Raw genomic sequence first — 22,569 nt, forward strand, 5'->3', positions numbered from 1 at the left:
ACATTTAAGTAAAAGTACTTAAGATAGCTCAGCATTTTTACGAAGGTTGGAGCAACTCAGAAAAATATTTATCAAATCTTCATAATTAATGTCCGGAATTCTTAGGAAATTGTAAAAGCTTGGGTTATAAAGTGTAGAGGCGTGATCAAGCCTGCAGGCCACCGCCAAGACGATCAGGGTGTCATCCAGTGCCAATTAAGCCATCCTCGCCACCTGCATCTATTGAGGATTTGACAGTCTGGAACAGTCGTCCCTGTGTTATCGGAGATTGTCCAGGCGTTTTTTTGTTGGCCCAACCATCACCCCTCCTCCTGGTAAATACGGGGAAACCAGCCCTTCCATGGAGGAGTCTGTGTTCGTATAAACACCCAGAGTTTTGTTAGACCCAATTATGACCCAGCATCAGCAATCCAACCATCTCCTTGTCGTTGACGTCGCCATTGAGGCTCCCGAGCCGTTAATCCAGGGGGCCGTCAGTCAGGCTCAGGTTTTGAAATTGACGGGTGAGCGCCATCCCCTCTGCGAAATCTCTGACTATCTTGAGCAGCATCAGACCATCGACGCAGTCCACTTACTGGCTCACGGAAAGCCAGGAGCCATCCAGTTGGGTCAGACCTGGTTAACACAGCAGAACTTGGACAGGTGGGGCCATCAGCTACGTCAATGGTCACAATTCCTTAGACCCCAGGCTTCAGTCATTCTCTACGGCTGTCGCACCGCCGCCGGAGCGCTAGGACAGGAGTTTCTCAACCATCTGCATCAGCTACTGGGAGTCACGGTTGCGGCGTCGACCCAAGTGGTGGGTCAAGGGAATTGGCAGTTTGACCGGATTCTTAGGCCTGAAAGCAGCCGCGAGTCTGCTAAAGATGCGGCAACGGTTCCTTATCAGATCCCTCTTCCCTTTCATCGGAATACTCTTGCCAGTTATCCCGGTACGTTTGACATTCCCAACTTCCTCTATGCGACAGACGACGCAGGAGAATCTACCCCTTCGAGGTTATATATTATTAATCCCGATACCGGAGATCTAGAAACGTTTAACGGGGGAACATTCCGTCAGCTTTCAGCACGCACATTTGCTCTATCCCGAGATGCTGACGGCAAGTTATTTTATACCGGTCCAGAACGCATAGGGACCGATGATCGAGTGTCTGTTTACCGCTTTGATCCAGACACAGGAGAAGATAGGAAGATTGGCTTTTTTAGGCCAACTACAATTGAAGATGCGACTGGACGTCCGATTTTAAGGCTGGGACAAGATCGGGATGGTCGTATCTATGCAATGACGAATCAGAATCAAGTCATTTATCGGCTTGATGTATCAGCGACAGGTGAATTTGCTGAGAATTACGAGATTCCATTAACCGAAATCACCATTCCTAACCAGGCGGGTATCCGGGGTCAGGGTGGAGGAGATTTAGCCTTTGATCCTCAAAACCCCAATGTGTTATTTGTCTCCTCGCGGGGACCGGGTACCAACAATGAGTATCGCATCTATCGACTCACGTTGACTAATGATGCAGTCACGAATGTCCAACTTGCAGGAATTGCTGTAGATAATAACGGGAATAATCTTGGGGGCGGCGGATCTTTAGCATTTGGAGCTGATCAAAATATCTACTTCAATGCAGGTACAGTTATGTACCGATTAACTCGTCAGCAGTTGAATACTGGAGGCACATTAACCGCCCAAAAGATTGAAGACTTCACCGACCGTGTGCGAGGAGGCAACCTCTCCGACTTTGCGAGCTTACCTCAAGAAATTGCCGCCTTGGTCGTATCCGTTGAGAAAGAATCAGATGGCGAAAATCTTGTCCCCGGTGACGAAATTGTCTACACGATTACTATTGAGAATAAGGGATCTAACCGTATCCCCAATGTCATTGTTTCTGATCCCATTCCCGATGGGATTGCTTCATTCAGTTGGCGCAGAACAATTGGTGGCTCAACCTCTACTGGAACCGGTGCTATTGCAGATGACAACTTTCCACTAGATGCTGGACAAACGGCTGTTTATCGTATCACAGCCACGATTCAAAGTAGTAGCAATCTGAACAGTGAAACAATTGTTAACGAAGCAAGCGTCCGAGCGCCCGGTTTTGCGTTTTTAGAAGAGCCCAATAATCCTAACTCCCGTCGTGTCAATACCCTATTTGGTTCAGACCGTATCACCTTAGCCAACACTCCTCCGGAAGTTCAAGATGATTTAGTAACTACTCCACCCGGAGAAACGACACCCATTACAGGGATTTTGGGGACAGATCCGAATGGAATTCGTGAGTACATTATTGAAACTCTTCCGAGTGGTGGCACGTTACGCTTGAACGGTCAGGAGGTGACGCCAGGTCAGGTAATTCCTGCTAACCAAATCCAGAATCTTTCCTTTACTGCTAATAACAATTTCAATGGCTCAAGTTTTACTTACACCGCCGTTGATAATCTGGGTCTACCCTCAGATAACAGGGGAACCATCACCCTCAATAGTCCACCCACAGCAACTGGAGGTAGCGAAACCGTCCCCCCCGGCAGTGCCACGAACCTTTCTGACTCTCTTCTAAGTGCCAGTGACCCTGATGGAAATGTAGACTTCTTTAAAATCACCGAGTTACCCCCAACGAGCCAAGGACGTCTGTTTATCGGCGATCCAGACCGGGGAGGGCGAGAAGTTAGACCGGACGAGCGCCTCACCCCTGAACAACTCGATCAACTTTTCTTCAAAGCAGAACCTGGCTTCACGGGGACTACCTTTAAATTCATCGCCATCGACAATGACGGTGGGCGTTCTCGGCCCGCTGAGGTCTCCCTCGATGTTGGTAATTCTCCCCCGGACACCAACAATGTCCTGCAAGTCATCGAACCGGGTACACCGGTCACCTTAGAGGGGTTGGGGGGAACGGATCTTGAGGATAACGATGATGACCTGAGGTTTGAAATTGTAGAACTCCCTGGACAGGGAACCCTAACCTTAGATGGGCGAAACGTCACTCGGGGTCAGCGCCTCACCGCCGAGGAACTGTCCCGATTGCAATTTCAGTTCCCCGAGGGTTTCAGCGGTAACACCAGTTTCAAATATGCCGCCATTGACACAGAAGGACTCAAAGACCCCACCCCAGGAACGGTATTCCTAAAAACAGAAGGCAGCAATATCCCCCCAGAGACCAATGAGGTCACCCAAAACGTGCCGCCAAATACCTTTGGCGGTGCTAACCAGATTCCAGCGGGTATTGCCACCCGTTTGACGGGACTCGGCGGAGATGACCCGGATGGGGAAGTTCAAGAGTTCCGGATTACCCAAGCTCCTCGTAATGGAACCCTCTTCCTCGGTGACCCAGGCGACGGCGGACGGGCCCTGGGGACGGGGGACAGGATTCCCAAAAACCGCATCAATGATGTTTTCTTCCTCCCCGGCAATAATTTCAATGGAACCGACTTCCGCTACGCTGCCATTGACAATGACGGGAAAGAAGACCCTACCCCCGCCCTCGTTACCCTAAACGTGGGCAATCGTTTCCCGGACACCAACAATGTCACCAATCCCTTGCCAGACCCCGGAGATATTATTCGTCTCTCGGGACTCGGAGGGAGTGATGCAGATGGACGAGTGGTTGGTTTTGTAATCAATAGCCTGCCCAATCGAGGAACCCTGTTCCTCGGGCATCCGCAGGCTGGAGGTGTGCGAGTTGAAGAAGGACAAATCCTGACCGTCGGTGAAATTGGCCGCCTCTTCTTAGATGTGGGGGGTGGAACTGGAGACATTCGCTTTACCTATTCTGCCATTGATAACCTCGGTGCCATTGACCCCATTCCTGGTCAAGTCCTCTTTACCGATCGCACCACAGCACCCGGCGATGAGGACGACGATGAGGATGAGGATGATGGTCTCTTCCCGGAGCTTGGCACTCCCTCGCCTACACCCATTGGCACTCCCTCTCCCTCCCCTTCCCCCTCCCCAGAACCTGAACCGGAGGAGGACTTGGAATCTCGGTGTCCGCCCAAACCCGAGAAGCCGGAGATTCCCGATTTACCGGAGTTACCCGATATCCGCCGTCGGATGCCGGACTCCTTACCGGTGTTAGAGGTGGATGGGTTAGAACAACTCAATAGCCGCGAAACCTCGGAGAACACTGACGGTGATACGGTAGTGGGCGGGTCGGAAGATAACGATATTCGCGGTAGTGCCGGCGATGACCAACTGCGGGGTGGCGATGGCAATGATTTAATCGTCACCGGTGGCGGGAATAATGAGCTAGCTGGGAATGCCGGGGATGATACGATTCTGGGTCATGTCGGCTCAGATACCATCTATGGTGGTCGTGATAATGACCTGATTCTCGGTCGTGGGGGGAACAACGTCATTTGGGGCGATCGCGGCGACGATACCATCTCGGGCGGCCCCGGTGACGACATCATCGGCGGCGGTCCGCAAAGCCGAACTCCGGATTTTGAAGGCAGTAATGACCTGATTTATGGGGATGCCGGCAATGACACCATCTTTGGCAATTTAGGCAATAACAGCCTCTCCGGTGGTGATGGGGATGACCTTATCTTTGGCGGCCAAGGGGATGACCTCATCTTTGGTGATGCCGGCAACGACACCCTCAAGGGAGAAGCGGGTAATGATACCCTCGTTGGCAGTCCAGATACCATCGAACCCGTCAGTAACGAAGACCAGCTGCCCGTACAGGAGGATATCCTCCCCGATGGGGAGGGGTTGACTCTAGGAGAGCTGACCTTTGAGGCGTTGGCTGGGTTAGATGACCCCCGCCGCCCTGAGCCAGAGGAAACGGACTCGCCAGAAGCCGATTCTGAGCCAGACCCCGAGACCACCACTCCCGAGGTGGAGGACTCTGACCCCGAGGACACCCCCCCAACTCCCGACCCCATCAGTCCTGAGCGACCGTTAACCTTCGAGGAGTTAGCGGGATTGGAATCCCCCCGGACTCCTGACTCCGAGGACGTCGAACCCGAGGCGGACGCCGAAACTCCTGAGGCGGAAACTGAGCCTGACGACTCCCAGGAGAGTGAAGAGGTGGATGTCGCTCCTCAACCTGACCCTGCTCCCGAGGCTGACCCCATCAGTGAGGGAGATCTCCTCGCCGGGAATCAAGGCAATGATGTCCTCTTTGGCGGAGCCGGGAATGACACCTTGTTTGGTGGAGATGGTGAGGACTGGCTCGATGGCGGTTCTGGCGATGATATGCTGTTCGGCGATCGCGGCTCAGATACCCTTTACGGCAATCGGGGCAACAATACCCTCGTCGGCGGTTCCCTAGACCCAGCCATGATTGATGAAGACGGTCCCGACCTTATCTATGGCGGCAATGGCAATGACCTCATCTTTGGCAACCGAGGGGATGACACCATCTTCACCGGCAACGGCAACAACCTAGCCTTCGGGGGACAAGATGATGACCTCATGTATGGGGGTCAGGGGTCGGATACCCTCAAAGGGGAGTTCGGGGATGATACCCTCCTCGGCAGTCCCCGCAGCCTCTCAGCGGAAAACTCCCAAGGGAATGTCCTAACCGGGAACCAAGGCAATGACCTGATTCTGGCCGGTCATGGGGGCGATAGTCTCTATGGTGGCGATGGGGATGACCTCATCTTTGGCGGCGATGGCGAAGACTTAATTTTCGGCGATCGCGGTAACGACACCATCTACGGCGGGGGCGGCAATGATACCCTGGTGGCCGCCAACGGCAACCCCCGGGTTAACGATAATGACGGCAATAACGTCATCTTCACCGGAGCGGGCAATAACCTCGTCCTCGGCGGGTCTGGAGATGACAGCCTGGTAGGCGAAGGGGGCAACGATACCATTCGCGGCGGTAGCGGCGATGACATGGTTTGGGGTGGCGGTGGCGATGACCTGCTCTTTGGCGGTCATGGCAACGATACCCTCTGTGGTGGCGGCGGCAATGATACCCTCGTGGCGGGCAATGGCAATCCCACTGACCCCGCCACCGGTGACAATGTCCTCATTGGTGCAGCGGGAAATAACCTCATGTTCGGCAATGGGGGTCAAGACACCTTCTACGGCGGGTCGGGAAATGACACTATCTTTGGCGGTAGTGGTGATGTCATTGCCTTTGGGGAAGCCGGCCGCAATCTCATCTTTGGTCAACGGGGTAACGATACTCTCGCAGGCGGTGATGGGGACGCCCTACTTCATGGGGGTCAAGGCAATGATGTCCTCTTTGGCAATGCCGGGAATAACACCCTCTACGGCGGTCAGGGGGATGACACCCTCTATAGTGGTCGGGGCAACTCCCTCCTGTTTGGCGATGAAGGAAATGACCTGCTGTTTGGACAGCGGGGTAACGATACCCTCGTTGGCGGTGGCGGTCAGAATAGCTTTGCTATCACCAATGAGGCGGAAAATAACCTGATTCTCGACTTCGATATCCTGCAAGATGCCTTTGTCCTCTTTGATGGCATCACCCGAGAGGAGTTGACCTTTGCCAGCCAGGATGGACAAACCCTACTCCAGCGAGGGGGACAAACCATTGCCATTTTGCTGGATGTGGGACTTGAGGACGTTAATGACATTACTTTCCGATAAGCTAGAGAGACATGAGACCTCATCCTAAGACAAGGCTTGGGATAGAGGCCTCATCGTCCTCTCTATAATTCTTATTCCTGGATTGAAATGTTGCTAGCATTTCGCAAATATAGCCTTCACATGGGGTCGGGTGCATCACTCTGGACGGGGGTGGCGATCGCCATTGCCTTGGCAGTCACGTCCCCCATCCTGTTCATCCTAGCCAGCTTCCTCACCGACCGGCGTGAGATGTGGCAGCATCTCATCGCCACGGTTCTGGATCGCTATATCGAAAACACCGTCCTCCTGATCCTCGGAGTTGGCTCACTGGTGATTCTCATCGGAGTGACAACGGCCTGGCTGGTGGCGGCCTGTGACTTTGTTGGACGGCGAATTTTAGAATGGGCCCTCTTACTTCCCTTGGCGGCTCCCGCCTATGTCCTGGCCTACACCTATACCGAATTTCTCGACTTTGCCGGTCCCGTGCAAACTACCCTACGAGAGTTGACCGGTTGGGGGGTTGGCGACTATTGGTTTCCTAATATCCGCTCCGTTTGGGGGGCGATCGCCCTGCTAAGCCTAACCCTCTACCCCTACGTCTATCTCCTCAGCCGGGTCGCCTTCCTGGAACAATCGGTCTGTACCATCGAAGCGAGTCGTGTCTTGGGAGCCAACCCCTGGCAGAGTTTCTTCTCCGTAGCCCTCCCCCTGGCCCGCCCCGCCATCGCCGCTGGAACGGCCCTGGCCCTAATGGAAACCCTTAACGACTTCGGAACCGTTGACTATTTCAGCGTCGACACCTTCACCACCGGCATTTACCGCACCTGGTTTGGCTTTGGAGACCGGATCGCCGCCAGTCAACTGGCCGCCTGTCTCCTTATCTTTGTCTTTACCCTACTCTGGCTCGAACAGCGATCGCGTCGTCAAGCCCAATACTACGAAACCTCAGGCAACTCTCAACCCCCCAGCCGCTATCTCCTACAGAGGAGTCGAGGACTTCTAGCGATGGGGGTCTGTATCCTCCCCATTATCTTAGGGTTCCTCATCCCCGCTGCTGTCCTGCTCCAGATGGCCATTAATCAGGCTCAAGATACCTTCGGGGGACGCTTTTGGGAGTTTGTCCGTAACAGTCTGCTCCTATCAACTCTAACGGCCCTCATCGGCGTCATCATCACCCTAATTCTGGCCTATGGCGTGCGGTTGAACCCCTCCCAATTCATGAAAATTGCCGCCCGCGTCTCGGGAATGGGGTACGCCATCCCCGGCTCAGCGATCGCCGTCGGCATTCTCGTCCCCATCGGAACCTTAGACAACGCCATCGACCGTTGGATGCAAGCCACCTTCAACATCTCCACGGGCCTGCTTCTGAGTGGAACCATCACCGTCCTCATCTTCGCCTATCTCGTCCGCTATCTTGCCGTCTCCCTCAGCAGTATCCAATCTAGCCTGGCCAAGATTTCCCCTAACCTCGACGAAGCCTCCCGTAGCCTCGGCTATAGCCCCTTAGCCACCCTAACCCAAATCCATATCCCCCTCCTCTGGCGAGGGATTCTCACCGCCGCCATGATTCTCTTCGTGGATGTGATGAAAGAACTCCCCGCCACCCTGATTATCCGGCCCTTTAACCTAGATACCCTAGCCATCCGGGTCTATAACCTCGCCTCGGACGAGCGTCTGGCCCAAGCCTCGGGGCCGGCCCTGGCCTTAATTGTCATTGGCATCATCCCCGTGATTTTCCTGAGCCGGCAAATTACCCGCGATCGCCCCCGCCAGTCCTGAACTGCCACAGGAATGACCCCAGGCGATCGCCAATCTGTTAGATTGAATGGCGAACAGCAATCGGTGTACTGACGGATGGGTTATTTAATTGCCACAACCAATATGAAAGGCGGTGTAGGGAAAACCACCCTGACTGTTAACATAGCGGCGTGTTTAGCCAAAGAACACCGCCAACGAGTTCTCGTGGTGGATCTCGATCCCCAAGTCAGTGCCACCCTGTCCCTGATGTCCCCCACGGATTTCGCCAAAATCCGCAAAGACAAAGGAACCCTCAAACATCTCCTGGAAAAAGCCATCACCGGTGATCTCGACCATAGCCCCGTCCAGAATATCATTCGCCCCTATGGCGGCAACCTGCAAGGGGTTGATGTCCTTCCAGGAGACATCGACCTCTATAACGACTTCCTCGTCTCCGAAGTCCTCTACCGCAAAGCCATCCGCAATCCGGAACGGAACTTCGAGGGAGTCTGGAATACCTTTGAAGACTCCCTAATGCGGGGTATCCTCAAGCCAGTGGTGGATCACTACGACTTTATCCTCCTCGACTGCGCCCCCAGTTACAATCTCGTCACCCGCAGTAGTCTCGTTTGTAGTGACTTTTATCTCATCCCCGCAAAACCTGAACCCCTCTCTTACATTGGGATGCAGCTTCTGGAGCGTCAAATCAAAAAGCTAATTGAGATTCATCAAATCGAGAAAAAAGTTCAAACCCAACTGATTGGCATTGTCTTTACCATGTCTCGCAGTATCCTGGCGGGACGCTACTACAAACAAGTGATGCGGCGGGTGCGTCAGGAGTTCAACGAAGCCCAAATCTTCAAAACCTCCATCCCCATGGATGTGAGCGTCTCCCGAGCCGTCGATAGTTTCAAACCCGTCGTTCTCAGCGACCCGAACTCATCGGGGTCTAAAGCCTTCCGAGCCGTCACCGAAGAACTCCTGCAAAAGTTACAAACCCTAACCCCTGCCGCTCGCAGTATCCGTCTCTCAAAATTAGATTAGACTAGAGTTGATTGGCCCACTGCCTTGTGCCATTGCCCATCAACATTCATGTCTAACCATCCCCCCAACTCCAATGAACGCGAAGCGGCTCTTACTCACGTCACTGTTTACGCTCCTGGTGAGTCTCACCCCTAGCCTGGCTCAACGGGCCCTCGGCTCGTTTTCCTATTCCCAGCCAGTCGCTCAAGGGTCTAACTCCTGGCGTCCGTTTCAGTCTCGGGAAGGGCGATTTGAGGTTCTTTTTCCTCGACAACCTGAGCAAATGCAGCAGAGGGTCGAATTACCGGGACAGGCGACAACCCAGTACGCCTTCGCCTCGGAAGATGGTTTGGCAGAATATCTGATTAGCTATACTGACTATCCTCAGGAGTTTATTAGCCGGATTGGTGAGCCGTCGGATTTTCTCCAGGCGGTTAAAGAAGGCTTCCTCGGCGGGATTCGGGCCCGGGATGTGGTGAGTGAATCCCGTCGGCTACAAGGGTATCCCGGATTACGGGTTGAGTACGTAACTCCCGATGGTTTGTCTGGCTACGCCCATTTTTACCTGGTCAACGAGCGGCTCTATCAGATCATTGTCACCCCCCAGAGGCGTGATGCTAGGAACTGGTCTGAAAATGCCCAGCGTTTCTTGAGTTCGTTCAGTTTGCGTTAGCCCTGGATTCAGAGAAGGTGAATAATGAAGGGGTAGCGATAGGATTGGTCTGGGTTACTGGCGACCTTAAGAATTGCCAGAATCGGCAAGACCACATTCGCAATTCCAACGAGAATCCCGAGAACAAAGGCAACGGGAATGGTGATGACTAAGGCCCAGAGTACACCGATGAGAGCGCCATAAATCAGGAGATTGATGTAAAAGTTAAGGACTTCCCGGGCATTCGTTTTAACCGCTTGATCATCCACCAGGAGAAATAAAGCAACCGGAATCCCCACCGCTAGCAACGTCCAGGAGAGAAACACTGAGGCGTGACAGAGGATTGAGAGAATTTTGCGTTGATCAGAGTCCATAGTGCATTGTTTCTAAAGATTTCAGTCCTAGACCTGTTGCCAGTATAGCTTGCTACCTCCGTTGGCCACAACAGGGTCCTTACTGCCTCAGCCGCCATTGCCGGAGCGGTTTATCGGTCGGGACAGAATTAATGGGCCGGAATTTCAATCACAAATCGGGTCCCACAGGGGGAATTCGTTTCACAATAAAACGTGCCTTGATGTTGGTCTACCACAATTTGATAGGCCGTCGAGAGCCCCAAGCCAGTTCCTTGGCCGATCGGCTTCGTGGTAAAAAACGGGTCAAAGATCCGATCAAGTAGCTCATCAGGAATCCCCAGACCATTATCGGCAATCTCAATCCGGGCGATCGCCTCCATTGCCCTCTCGCCCGCCTCCGTTTCCGAGACCTGTAAGCTTGAGGTAACCTGCAACCTCGGCTTAAAGCTTGGGTCCTGTCGCAGACGGTCCTCTAGGGTATCAATGGCATTATTGAAGATATTAAACAAGGCCTGATTCAGTTGCCCTGGATAACAGGTAATGGGGGGTAACTCTCCCAGCTGTGTCACCACCTCAATCGAAGATCGTGAGGCCGCTTGGGAGAGGCGGCTGTGAATCATCCTCAGGGTGGTCTCAATATTGACATTGATATCTGCCACCTTGCGCTCTGCCTCATCCAAACGGGAAAAATTGCGTAAAGAGAGTATGATGTTGCGGATGCGCTCAGCACCCACGGTCATGGACTTAAGCAATTGTGGGAAGTCCTTCCGGATAAATTCCACATCTAGTTCGTCGAGAACATCGGCGATCGCCTCAGGAGCCTGGGGATAATACTGCTGATAGAGATCCACTAACTCGAACAACTGATTGCTATACTCACGAGCATGGTTGATGTTGCCATAGATAAAGCTAATGGGATTATTGATTTCATGGGCCAGACCCCCCACCATTTGTCCCAAGGAGGCCATTTTCTCCGACTGCACCAGTTTGGCCTGGGTTTGTTGCAGGGTTTGCAAGGTCTGATGCAAGGTTTCCGCCTTGTGGCGTTCGGCGGCTTCCGAGTCTCGTAAGGCGGCTTCAATCTGGCGGCGTTCCTGTAACTCGCTCTTGAGGGATTCAACGAGATTATGTTGACGCAAGGCAATTCCCAACTGGACGGTCAACTGTCGTAACAGCTTCACTTCCGACTCCATCCAAATACGAGTCTTACGACAGGAATGGGCAATCAGGAGTCCCCAAAGTTCTGGAGGCTCTTCCAACGACTGGGGATGCCAGAGTAGGGGTAAGACCAAGTTAGCTTGTACCTGGATTCTTGCGAGTAAAGCTTTATGGCAACTGGGTAGGGTACTGGTGGCCACATTCTCCACCCCTCGAATTCGCCCCTGTCGGTACTGTTGCAAATACTCCTGGCGGAAACAATCATCCTCAAAATGCTCCCCAAGAATGGCCAGATCCGGATCAGATACCGACTCCACCATCACATCGCCACTCCAATCCTCTTGAAAGCGGTAAATCACCACACGCTCGACATCGAGAAACGGACGTACTTCATCCACCGTGACCTGCATGACCTCCTGTAAACTCAGAGAAGACCAGACCCGTTCTAGAGTTTTGGCAATCAGGTCGCTGCGTTGAGCTTGTTGCTCTAACTGTAACTTAGCCAGTTTGGACTCGGTAATATCTAGGGCCACTCCATAGAGTTTGACTAACTCACCGTCGGCATTATAGTCAGGTTCTCCTTTAATATCTAAGTAACGAATTTCCCCATTACTTAATAAAAGGCGATGTTCTAGGTGGATCGATTCTCCCTTATCCAGCAACTGCCGTTGAGTCTGCCACCAACGGGAGCGATCGCTCGGATGAATGGATTTAAGAAAGTCTTTCAGACTCACAGAGGCGTTTGAATCTTCTAGGTGATAAATCCGCTTCATCTCGGCTGAAACGCTGATTTCTCGGGTTTTTAGGTCATAGTCAATGCTGCCGATATGGGCCATAGCCTGGGCTTCTTGGAGCTGGGCCTGACTTGCTGCTAGGGCTTGAGTACTCGCTTCTAGGGCGGCGGTGCGCTCTTGCACACGAGCCTCCAAGCATTGATTGGCCTGTCGTAACTCTTCTTCAATTACCTGACGCTGCTCAATTTCCCGTTTTAGAACGGAATTGAGCATTTCCAGTTGTTCTGGGGTTTTCAACGAGAGGAACTGGGGCAGTAAGGTGACCATGGAGGCCGCTGTATAGCAGGAGACGACAGCTGTGATGGCGCGTTCCGCCCCCGCTAGCCAGTAGGCGGGATGCCAAAGAGTCCAGATATCCATCAGATGCCCCAGTCCACAAAGGACGATAAACGCGCCGAACAAATAAAAGACGTTTAAAAAGGGGACATCCCGACGCTGAGCAACAAAGTAGATCAGCAGGGTCGGAATCGAGAAGTAGGCTAGGGCAATCAGGGCATCACTGGTGACATGCAAGGCAACGAGAGGGGTTTGCCACAGGTAACAATGACCGTGAGGCATATAGGTCTGGTTCGGTGAAAAAATGGTTTGAATGAGTTGATTTAAAAAATCCCACATTTTTCGTTAAAAACAATTTCAGGAAAGTTAGCTGTGAGTCTATCAGGACAGGGTCCCTGATAGATGACTCTGGATCTTGCTTCGTTTTAAGCTCAGGCTAAACAAAACTAAATGCTTATGAATTTGTGATTTAAGTCTCTAGCCGGGAGTCTCACTGTTCGGGTTGGGAGAGCCAGAAGTTGACCGCTCTATCCCGGTCTCTGGGGACTTTAGCCAAAGGGACTTACGGTGTGTTGTTTCAGTCACCCCAGGTTTATGAGCCCCCACATTATACCGCTTTCGAATTGAGGGACGATGTTCCAACAGATTTCCTTCCAAGTTTCTCCCCCATGATTTACCATCTTGGATGTTTAGACTTGCTAACTTAATCAAAATCCGACCAATTTTGAAATCAAGTCTGAAGCCAATTTGAACATAAAAAAGTGTCATAACTGCCCTAATCTTTATTCGCAAATTTTTAAGAAAAAATCCCTACTCAAAATAGGATTGTAAAATCTATAATCCTCCAAGCATTACAACAATAATGGTTGTTGCAATCTGGGTAGAGCAATTCCTCACACCTAAAGTTGGGGAAATGTTCACCACTTACAATTTACCTCAATTGGGGGGATGACATGACGGACACTGCACAGTGAGTTTATTCTAAAGGAGTCAATCTGTTACCTCAACCCAATATCTCAATTTAAGGTGTAAACTTAGCCTGAAATTGTCTCATTTTGATGAAATCCAATTGCCGTCGTCCTGGGTGTAATCAGTTTAATTGGCTCTAAAGTTATTAATTATAAACCCAGTTTGCTCTCACCGTAAAAAAGACTGAGATGGTTTAAACTGTCCTGAATATTCTCAATGTAAAGGCTTGTGAAGTGCTGATAATACCCAAGGAAATTTGACGGATGGGTTATCGAGGTTAAGCTACACTGAGATGGCCGGTGCAATCCCTAGTTTTGTTCATAGGATAGTGACATGAGCCACTAGGCTGAAGACAAAAGCCTAAAAAAACTTGTTAGGATGTAGAATTATGTCCCACAAGCTCTTATAACAAACAGTATCTTAAAAAAGCGACCATGGTAGGACGATCGCAGACCAGCAAACGACGACGCGGCTTGATTCTGAGTTCCCAAGGCTGGCAACGGCTCCAAGCCGCTGAACACCTGTCATCCATGCAGGAGAACCAGGGTAAACCCTATACCCTAGAGCAACTCAGCCAGCGAACGGGACTCAGTTCCAACACCCTAACCAAACTCCGCCGTCGCCAAAAGCCTGTCGATTGGCAGACTCTGGACTCCTATTTTGAAGCCTTTAACCTCAAAATGGGCCGTCATGATGTCATTAACCCTGACCAAGATGCGTCACAAACCGACCTGGCGGCCCTCCAACAGACCCCCCTCAAGGGACAACTCCCCCTAGATTCACCCTTCTATATTTATCGGGGTAACACCGAGGAGCTTTGTGCCAAGGAAGTTCTCAAACCGGGGGCATTGCTTCGTATCAAAGCACCGCGTCAGTTTGGCAAAACGTCCCTGATGGCACAGACGTTGAATCATGCCCGCGATCGCGGCCTGCGCACCTCCGTTGTTAACCTACAAAGCATTGATTGTCAAGTTCTGCAAGACCCAGACCGATTTTTGCAGTGGTTTTGTGCCGTGGTCGCCAAAGACTTAGGGTTACCCAACGAACTCTCAAGTCGCTGGGATGACTTATTTGGCAGTAGTTACAGTTGTTCAGATTACTTTGAAACCTATCTTCTCCCGGCCGATCCAAGTCCTCTATTACTGGTCATTGAAGAACTTGACGAACTCTTTGCCTATCCCGAAGTTGCCACAGACTTTTTTGGGATGTTGCGGTCTTGGTATGAACAGGGGCGTTATGGCTTAGAACAACGAGCCATTTGGACGAACCTGCGTTTAGCCATCATCCACTCCACGGAAGTCTGGTTGCCCTTAACCTTGCATCAATCTCCCTTTAACGTGGGATTACTGCTTGAATTACCGCACTTTAACCCCGTAGAAGTTGAGGAACTTACTTGTCGCTATGGTCTCAATCCTTCTGAGATCAACGCTCAGGCGGTCTTTGCCCTGGTTGGAGGTCATCCCTACTTAACTCAACTCTGTTTATTTTATCTGGCCCAGGGTGAATTAACCGTCGAGGACTTATCCTCCGAGGCGATCGCCCATCATCAGATTTTCAATAGCTACCTGCGACGCCAACTGCAACTGATAGAACAGGACTCCGCACTCCTCCAGGCGATGGAAGAGGTCGCTCGCAACCCTGCCGGGGTAGAACTTCCCCTGCAAATGACCTATCGACTTCAGGGTCTTGGAGCCGTTGCCCTTAAAGAACGTCTCACGGTCCCAAGTTGTGAACTCTATCGACAATACTTTAGTCGCTCACAGTAATTGCGCCAAAGAGCTGAGATAGGGGTCATCCTGATCCCCGCTCCAATCCCCTCCCCCATTTCCCTTGATCCATAAACCGTTCATGTTACACCCGAGATCGCAACCGTTTCTGGAATTGACCTATCAAGTGGGGGGAAGTTTACCCCCCAACGCCCCCACCTATATACAACGGCCTGCAGACGAACAACTATTCCGGGGATTACTAGGGGGGGAATTTTGCTATGTCTTGACCTCACGACAGATGGGAAAATCGAGTCTGCGCGTTGCAGTGATGGCCCGTTTGCGAACCCTGGGAGTGCAATGCAGCACCCTAGACCTAACCAGCATCGGCAGCCAACATGTGACCATTGAACAATGGTACGCTGCCATCGCCGCCATCCTCAGTAAACAATTGCCCCTCAAAACGTCCCTACGTCCCTGGTGGCGAGAACGATTGGATCTCCCCCCAGCGGCACGCCTAGCCGCCTTCATTGAGGAAATATTGCTCCCAGAAACCCAAGGGCCCCTCGTCATTCTCATCGATGAAATTGACAGTATTCTGGCCCTGAACTTCCCCACAGACGACTTTTTTGCCCTCATTCGCACCTGCTACAACCAACGGGCCGAAGTCCCGGACTATCGGCGTTTAAGCTTCGCCCTGTTTGGCGTCGCCACCTCAGGAGACCTCATCGCTGATAAACAGCGTACCCCCTTCAACATCGGTCAGGCCATCGAACTCAAGGGATTTTCTCCCGAGGCGATCGCCCCCCTAGTCTCGGGTTTAACAGCCGTCTTCCCCAATCCCCAGCAGGGATTAGAGCGCATCTTCCATTGGACCCAGGGCCAACCCTTCCTGATGCAAAAACTCTGTCAGCAGCTCCTCCAACAGTCTCCTAAATTCAGACTTCCAGACCCTCACCCCTCCAATACTTCCGAGACTCTGGTTGATCTCTGCGTGCAGAAACGAATTGTGGAGCATTGGGAAACCCAAGATTCCCCAGAACATCTGAAAACTATCCGCGATCGCCTCCTCTACAACGACCAGCGAGCCGCCGAACTGCTAAGCCTCTATCGCCGCATCTGGCAAGGGTCAGCCAGCCATGGTCAAGCCTCCACCATCCCCGCCGAAGACTCTCCCCAACAACAGGAACTCCTCCTCTCCGGTCTCGTAGACGCCCACAACGGCTATCTCCAGGTGAAAAACCCCATCTACCAACAGGTCTTTAACTTACCCTGGATTGAATCCCACTTACAGCGTCTGCGGCCCTACGCCTCCCTACTCAACGCCTGGCTTGAATCCCACGGTGAAGATAGCTCACGACTGCTGCGAGGCAAGGCCCTACAAGAAGCCCTCGACTGGACCCAACGCAAGAGCCTCAGTGACGTAGACTATCGTTATCTCAGTGCCAGCCAAGCCTTAGAACAACAGGAACGGCAACAGAAAGACGCCTTTGAGCGACAGACCATCCAACAGCGCTTAGAACAAGAACGCTTGCGGGAAAGCCAACGTTGCCTACAACTTCAGACCCAAAATGTCCAGCGTCAACGACAGTTTTTGGGCCTGTTGGGGGTGACTCTAGTGGGGTCCATGGGCTTAGGTCTGGCCAACTTCAGAGCCTATCAACGCAGCGCCCTGAGTGAAGTGAGTGCCTTCATGGCCGCCTCCCAAGGCAGCTATACCTCCGAGCAACAATTAGACGCTCTGGTTCAGGGACTCCAGGCCCGCCAAACTTTAAACCAGTTGCAATTCCTCTCCTCCCAGCAGCGTCAAGAATTACACCGGCAAACCCAGCAAATCCTGGAACAGGCTATCCACGCCAACCATGAAACCAATCGCATGGCGGCTCATCCCGGGGGTGTGTTGGGAGTCGATGTGAGTCCGGATGGTCAATGGATTGCCACCTCGGGTCCTGATGGAACCGCCAAGCTTTGGCAACGGGATGGAACCCTGGTCCACACCTTACCCGTTGGGTCAACGGTCTATAGCGTCCAATTCAGCCCCGATAGTCAACTCCTGGCGACCCCCAGCCTCAAAGGTGACATTTACCTGTGGTCGATGGATGGAGACTTGCAAACCCACCTCCGGGGTCATGAGGCGGCGGTGTGGCATCTCGCCTGGAGTCCCCAGGGGGATTATCTCCTCTCTGTCAGCAGTGATGGAACCCTGCGACAATGGTCGCGAGAGGGCCAACTGCTGCATACCCTAAGGCAACATGGGGGAACGGTCTGGAATGTGGCTGTGCATCCCCAGGGTAAGGAGTTTGCCTCCATTGGCTCCGATGGCACGATTATCCGTTGGCAATGGGATGGAACCCTGATTAACCGCTTCAGTGAGGGCATTAGTAGTGGTTGGGCGATCGCCTATCATCCCCAGACCCACCTGCTGGCCGCCGGCTATAGTGATCATCAGATTCGTCTGTGGCAACCTGACGGAACCCTGGTGAGGCATCTCCAGGGCCATGGGGCCGAAGTGGGGACTCTGGTGTTTAATCAGGATGGGTCTAGCTTAGCCTCGGGGTCGGCAGATGGCAGTCTGAAACTCTGGTCTGAGGACGGAACCCTCCGCAATAATTTACAGGGTCATCGCAGCCGTTTACGGGGGGTGGCGTTTAGCCCTGACGGAAGGGAGGTGTTAAGTGCTGGCGAGGATGGCTTTGTGCGGATTTGGCAGGTTGACAATGATTTTATGGAGCCTCTGGGGGGTCATGACCAGGAAGTTTGGCAGGCTCAGTATTTTCCCCCCTCATCTCCTCTGCCAGGTTATTTAGTCACCCTATCACGGCGAGATCTGCGAGTGTGGAATCCAGCCGGTGACTTGGTGCAACAGTTTAAGACCTTTGCCCTGGGAGACCTCTATAGTCTGGCCCTTCACCCCCAGCAGGCCCGGATTCTGGTTGGGGATAGTCGGGGGAGGCTCTATGGCCTTGATTTAACGACGGGTGAGATTGACTCCTGGTTAGGAGATGAGTTGAGCCTGTTCGCCTTGGCCAAAAGTTCTGATGGACGTTGGCTCGTCTCGGGGGGGAATGGCCCCCAGCTTAAGGTCTGGAGGGCCGGGGAAGATGGAGGCTATGAGTTATATCAGGAGCTTGAGGGTCATCAGGCTCGGGTCTGGGATCTCGCCTTTAGCCCCGATGACTCCTATTTGACCTCGGCTAGCATTGATGGAACCGTGAGGATTTGGTCCTGGGAGTCCCAGGGGAACGAGGCAGGACCCCGCTTGACTGAAACGCCCCGGGTGCTGTTGGCTGGGGATTCTAGTCCTTTGTGGGGTCTGGCCATTAGTCCCGAGGGCGATCGCATCCTCTCCGCCAGTCGTAGTGGCCTGTTGCACATTTGGAATCGCCAGGGGGAGGAGGTATTGACCCTTCCGGTGACCGAAACCAGTGGTTTAACCCGTGTGGCCTGGAGTCCTGATGGTGAATTATTGGCAGTGGCTCGCACGGATCATCGCGTTGACCTTTATAGTGATGAGGGAGACTTAATCAGCCAATTGCGCAATCATCAGGGTACGGTACTGACCCTGGCCTTTAGTCCCGATGGACAATACCTGGTCTCAGGAGGAGAAGATCAGCAGGTGGTTCGTTGGGATATTGACAGAGTGCGATCGCTCAATGTTTTAGAGTATGGCTGTCAGCGTGTGCAAGATTATCTGCGTCAGAAATCTGACTGGGAGCTGCTATTGACTCAATGTCACAAGTAAACCTTGCATTTGATCCTCACTTTCATTATCACGTTGGGGGAACCGTTCCGGCCCAATCCCAAACCTATGTCCGGCGACAGGCTGATGAGGAGCTATTCCAGAGACTCGTTGATGGGGAGTTTTGCTATGTCTTCAACGCTCGCCAGATGGGAAAGTCCAGTTTACGGGTGCAGGTGATGGCCCGGTTGCGGGAGGCGGGGGTGCAATGTGGTTCCCTGGATTTAACGGCCATCGGTACCCAGCAGGTGACCGTGGAACAATGGTATGGGGCGATCGCAGCCCTCCTGGGCAAACAATTTCAGCTACAAACCAATCTCCGACACTGGTGGCGAGATCATTTAGACCTCCCCCCCGCCGCTCGCCTGAGCCATTTTATGGAAGAGGTCTTGCTCCAAGACATCCAAGGGCCCCTGGTTATTCTCATCGATGAAATTGATAGTATCCTGGCTCTCAAGTTTGCCACCGATGACTTTTTTGCCCTGATTCGCAACATTTATAACCGGCGGGCTGATTGTCCCGATTGTCGGCGTTTGAGCTTTGCCCTATTCGGCGTCACCACCCCCGGCGAACTTATTGCCGACAAAACCCGCACCCCCTTCAACATTGGTCGAGGCATTTACCTCGAAGGCTTTCAAGACCCAGAAATCACCCCTCTAGCAGAAGGACTGGCCACCACACTCCCCAATCCCGACCTCGCCCTAAAACGAATTTTGCATTGGACCGGGGGGCAGCCTTTTCTCATGCAAAAACTATGCCAACTTGTGGTGCAAAACTATCAACGTCAACAGTTTCCCGACACCGATAACCCCACCTGGATGGAGCATTTTATTGATATTTCGGTCCAGAAACAAATTCTCCATCATTGGGAAGCCCAGGACGAACCCGAACATCTCAAAACCATTCGCGATCGCCTCCTCTATAATGAGCCAAAAGTCGGACAACTCCTCACCCTCTATCGCCAAGTCTGGCTCGCGGAACAACTCCAATCCCCACAAGCCCCTATCCCGGCCAATGAATCCCCCATTCAGACTGAACTCCTCCTGTCCGGGGTTGTCGAAAAACGGGGTGGCTACCTGCGGGTCAAAAACCCCATCTACCAAGAGGTCTTTGACCTGGCTTGGATTGACTATCAACTCGACCACCTCCGTCCCTACGCGCCCCTCCTCAATGCCTGGGTTGAGTCCAACTGTCAAGACAGTTCCCGGCTGCTGCGGGGCAACGCCCTACGAGAAGCCCTAGACTGGACGCAACGCAAAAGTTTAGGAGATTTAGATTATCGCTATCTCAGCGCCAGTCAAAAACTTGAACAACAGGAAATTCAACAAAAACTGGAATTTGAGCGACAAGAAGCCCAACGAAAACTCGAACAAGAACGGTTCTTGGAAGCCCAACAACTCTTAGAACTCCAAGCACAAAATGTCCGCCGTCAGCGACAATTCCTAGGGGTTTTGACCGTAGCCCTCTTGGGGGCCCTCAGTTTAGGGAGTATTACCTTGATTGCCTATCAACGAGCGGCCCTGAGTGAGGTCCGAGCGGTGATTGCCGCCTCCAAAGGCAGTTACGCTTCTAATCAGCGGCTAGATGCCCTGGTACAAGCCCTGCAAGGCCGTCATAATTTTAAACGCTTACGGTTCATCGCCCCGGATGTGCGTCGAGAACTGGACCAGGAAAGCCGCCAAACCTTGGAACAAGCCATCCAGGGCAACCATGAATTTAACCGGCGGCGGGCCCATATCGGAGGGGCCTTGGGGGTTGATTTCAGCCTCGACGGACAACTCATCGCCAGTTCCGGGGCCGACACCACCGTGAAAATTTGGCAACGGGATGGAACCCTACGTCAGACCTTACCCCAAGAGGCCACGGTCTATAGCGTCAGCTTTAGTCCCGATAGTCGGTTCCTAGCCGTCCCCACCCTCGACGGCCAAATTCATATTTGGTCTGTGGAGGGCCAGTTACAAACCACCCTCAGGGGTCATGAGGCGGCGGTCTGGTCCGTCTCCTGGAGTGCTGATGGTCAGCAACTGATTTCGGCGAGCAGTGACCTCACCCTGAGAATTTGGTCTGTAACCGGAACGCTCCTGGAAACCCTGGAAGGTCATGAGGCGGCGGTGTGGCGAACTGCCTTTAGTCCAGATAGGGAGGAATTTGCTTCCGCCAGTGTTGATGGCAGTATCAAACGCTGGCAACGAGATGGCACTTTAATTCGCAGCTTTGAAAGCTATAGTTCAGCCTGGTCTGTGGTCTATACGCCTGACGGAGAGCGTCTCATCTCTGGCCATGGCGATAATCAGGTGCGGGTTTGGAGTCGGGAGGGTCAGTTATTGCAAACCCTAGAGGGTCATGAGGCTGAGGTGATTAGTCTTGCCATGAGTCGCGATGGAGAACGGTTGGTGTCAGGGTCTGCTGATAGCCAGTTACGCATTTGGTCGGCAGAGGGGACCTTACTGAGAACCTTACGGGGTCATGGTAGTACGGTTCGCGGGGTCGCCTTTAGTCCTGAAGGAACTCAAGTTGCCAGTGCGGGGGAAGATGGCTTTATGCGACTTTGGCAGGTGGATAATCCGTTTGTGCAACCGCTCTACGGCCACCAAGAGGTGCTATGGAATGTGGCCTACGCTCCCTCATCGTCTCCTCTCGACTCTCAGTTCGCGACGGCTGCACGGACGGAAGTCCGGCTCTGGGATAGCAGGGGTCATCTCTTGAGAGAATTTGCTGAGTTAGGCTCCCAAGAACTGTACAGTCTGACCTTGCACCCGCAACGAGAGCAGTTGCTGGTCGGCAATGCGGATGGCTCCATCTATCAGGTGAATACTGACAATGGGACCGCCAGGAGTTGGCAGGCCCATGAGCTAGCGGTTTGGAGTCTTGCCTATCATCCCGATGGGGAATGGTTCATTTCCGGGGGGGATGACACTCGTATTAATCTCTGGCGAGAGAGGGAATCAGGGGAGGTGAGCTTACACCAAAGCCTCATGGCCTCGGAGAGTCGCATTTGGGATCTGGCGTTCAGTCCCGATGGGTCTTATCTGGCTCTGTCTAATCTGGCGGGACGGGTTAAACTTTGGGGGTGGGAAACGACGACGGATGAGGGGGAGGGGTCTCGTTTGCGGGAGAGAGCGGATCATGTTTTAGTGGGCCATAATACCGAGGTTTGGGGTCTGGCTATTAGCCCAGATAGTGAAAAAATTGCTTCAGCCAGTCGTGATGGACAGCTCAAAATTTGGAGTCGCGATGGGAGATTGCTGACCACCCGACAAATCTCTGAGACCAGTGGCTTAACTCGGGTGGCTTGGAGTCCTGATAATCGATTGTTGGCGATCGCCAGGACGGATAGTAGGATTGACATTTATACGGTCGATGGTGAATTATTAACTCAACTGAGTGGCCATCAGTCTGTAGTGGGTTCGGTGACGTTTAGCCCCGATGGTCGCTTTTTGCTGTCGGGGAGTGAAGATCGTTTAGCAATTCGCTGGGATTTGGATAACATTCTGTCGTTGGATTTGATGGCTTATGGGTGTCAACGAGTGCAAGATTATCTCCGTCAGAAGTCTGACCGTGGTTCTCGCACGTCCCTCTGTCAAGACTGATTCTTGACCGGTTATCCTCATTTGTGTTAAC

General features: G+C 52.7%; 9 protein-coding genes. 7 read left to right on the plus strand and 2 right to left on the minus strand.

The window, feature by feature from the left end:
* The first annotated feature begins 391 nt into the window (after window positions 1–391).
* The 4 genes from NEA10_RS13405 (at window position 392) to NEA10_RS13420 (ending at window position 9,974) form a co-directional block, all read left to right on the plus strand.
* Window positions 392–6,562: a DUF4347 domain-containing protein gene (locus tag NEA10_RS13405; protein ID WP_252661126.1), complete on the plus strand. Its 6,171-nt coding sequence runs from the start codon at window positions 392–394 to the stop codon at window positions 6,560–6,562.
* 87 nt (window positions 6,563–6,649) lie between these two features.
* Window positions 6,650–8,320, plus strand: coding sequence for an ABC transporter permease (locus NEA10_RS13410; protein ID WP_252661129.1), 1,671 nt, complete (start codon window positions 6,650–6,652; stop codon window positions 8,318–8,320).
* Between the two features lie 75 nt (window positions 8,321–8,395).
* Window positions 8,396–9,322 carry a ParA family protein gene (locus tag NEA10_RS13415; RefSeq protein WP_252661131.1) on the plus strand — a complete coding sequence of 309 codons (927 nt, stop codon included), beginning with the start codon at window positions 8,396–8,398 and terminating at the stop codon, window positions 9,320–9,322.
* 73 nt (window positions 9,323–9,395) lie between these two features.
* Window positions 9,396–9,974, plus strand: coding sequence for a hypothetical protein (locus NEA10_RS13420; RefSeq protein ID WP_252661133.1), 579 nt, complete (start codon window positions 9,396–9,398; stop codon window positions 9,972–9,974).
* A gap of 8 nt (window positions 9,975–9,982) precedes the next feature.
* Here the strand turns inward: NEA10_RS13420 and NEA10_RS13425 are convergent, their stop codons facing one another.
* Both NEA10_RS13425 and NEA10_RS13430 read right to left on the minus strand, forming a co-directional pair.
* Entirely contained in the window at window positions 9,983–10,327 is a 345-nt protein-coding gene (locus tag NEA10_RS13425) for a DUF4870 domain-containing protein (RefSeq protein WP_252661135.1), read from the minus strand.
* Window positions 10,328–10,455: 128 nt separating this feature from the next.
* Window positions 10,456–12,873, minus strand: a complete 2,418-nt coding sequence (locus NEA10_RS13430; protein WP_252661137.1) for an ATP-binding protein — start codon at window positions 12,871–12,873, stop codon at window positions 10,456–10,458.
* 1,064 nt (window positions 12,874–13,937) lie between these two features.
* Between NEA10_RS13430 and NEA10_RS13435 the strand changes: the two genes are divergently transcribed.
* The 3 genes from NEA10_RS13435 to NEA10_RS13445 all read left to right on the plus strand — a co-directional run bounded on the left by NEA10_RS13435 (window position 13,938) and on the right by NEA10_RS13445 (window position 22,538).
* Window positions 13,938–15,269: an AAA-like domain-containing protein gene (locus tag NEA10_RS13435; protein WP_252661140.1), complete on the plus strand. Its 1,332-nt coding sequence runs from the start codon at window positions 13,938–13,940 to the stop codon at window positions 15,267–15,269.
* A gap of 82 nt (window positions 15,270–15,351) precedes the next feature.
* Entirely contained in the window at window positions 15,352–18,951 is a 3,600-nt protein-coding gene (locus tag NEA10_RS13440; protein WP_252661142.1) for an AAA-like domain-containing protein, read from the plus strand.
* Window positions 18,939–22,538, plus strand: a complete 3,600-nt coding sequence (locus NEA10_RS13445; protein ID WP_252661144.1) for an AAA-like domain-containing protein — start codon at window positions 18,939–18,941, stop codon at window positions 22,536–22,538. Before NEA10_RS13440 ends, NEA10_RS13445 begins: the two co-directional genes overlap by 13 nt.
* Window positions 22,539–22,569 lie beyond the last annotated feature (31 nt).

It is taken from the genome of Phormidium yuhuli AB48 (assembly GCF_023983615.1).
GTDB classification, from domain to species: domain Bacteria; phylum Cyanobacteriota; class Cyanobacteriia; order Cyanobacteriales; family Geitlerinemataceae; genus Sodalinema; species Sodalinema yuhuli.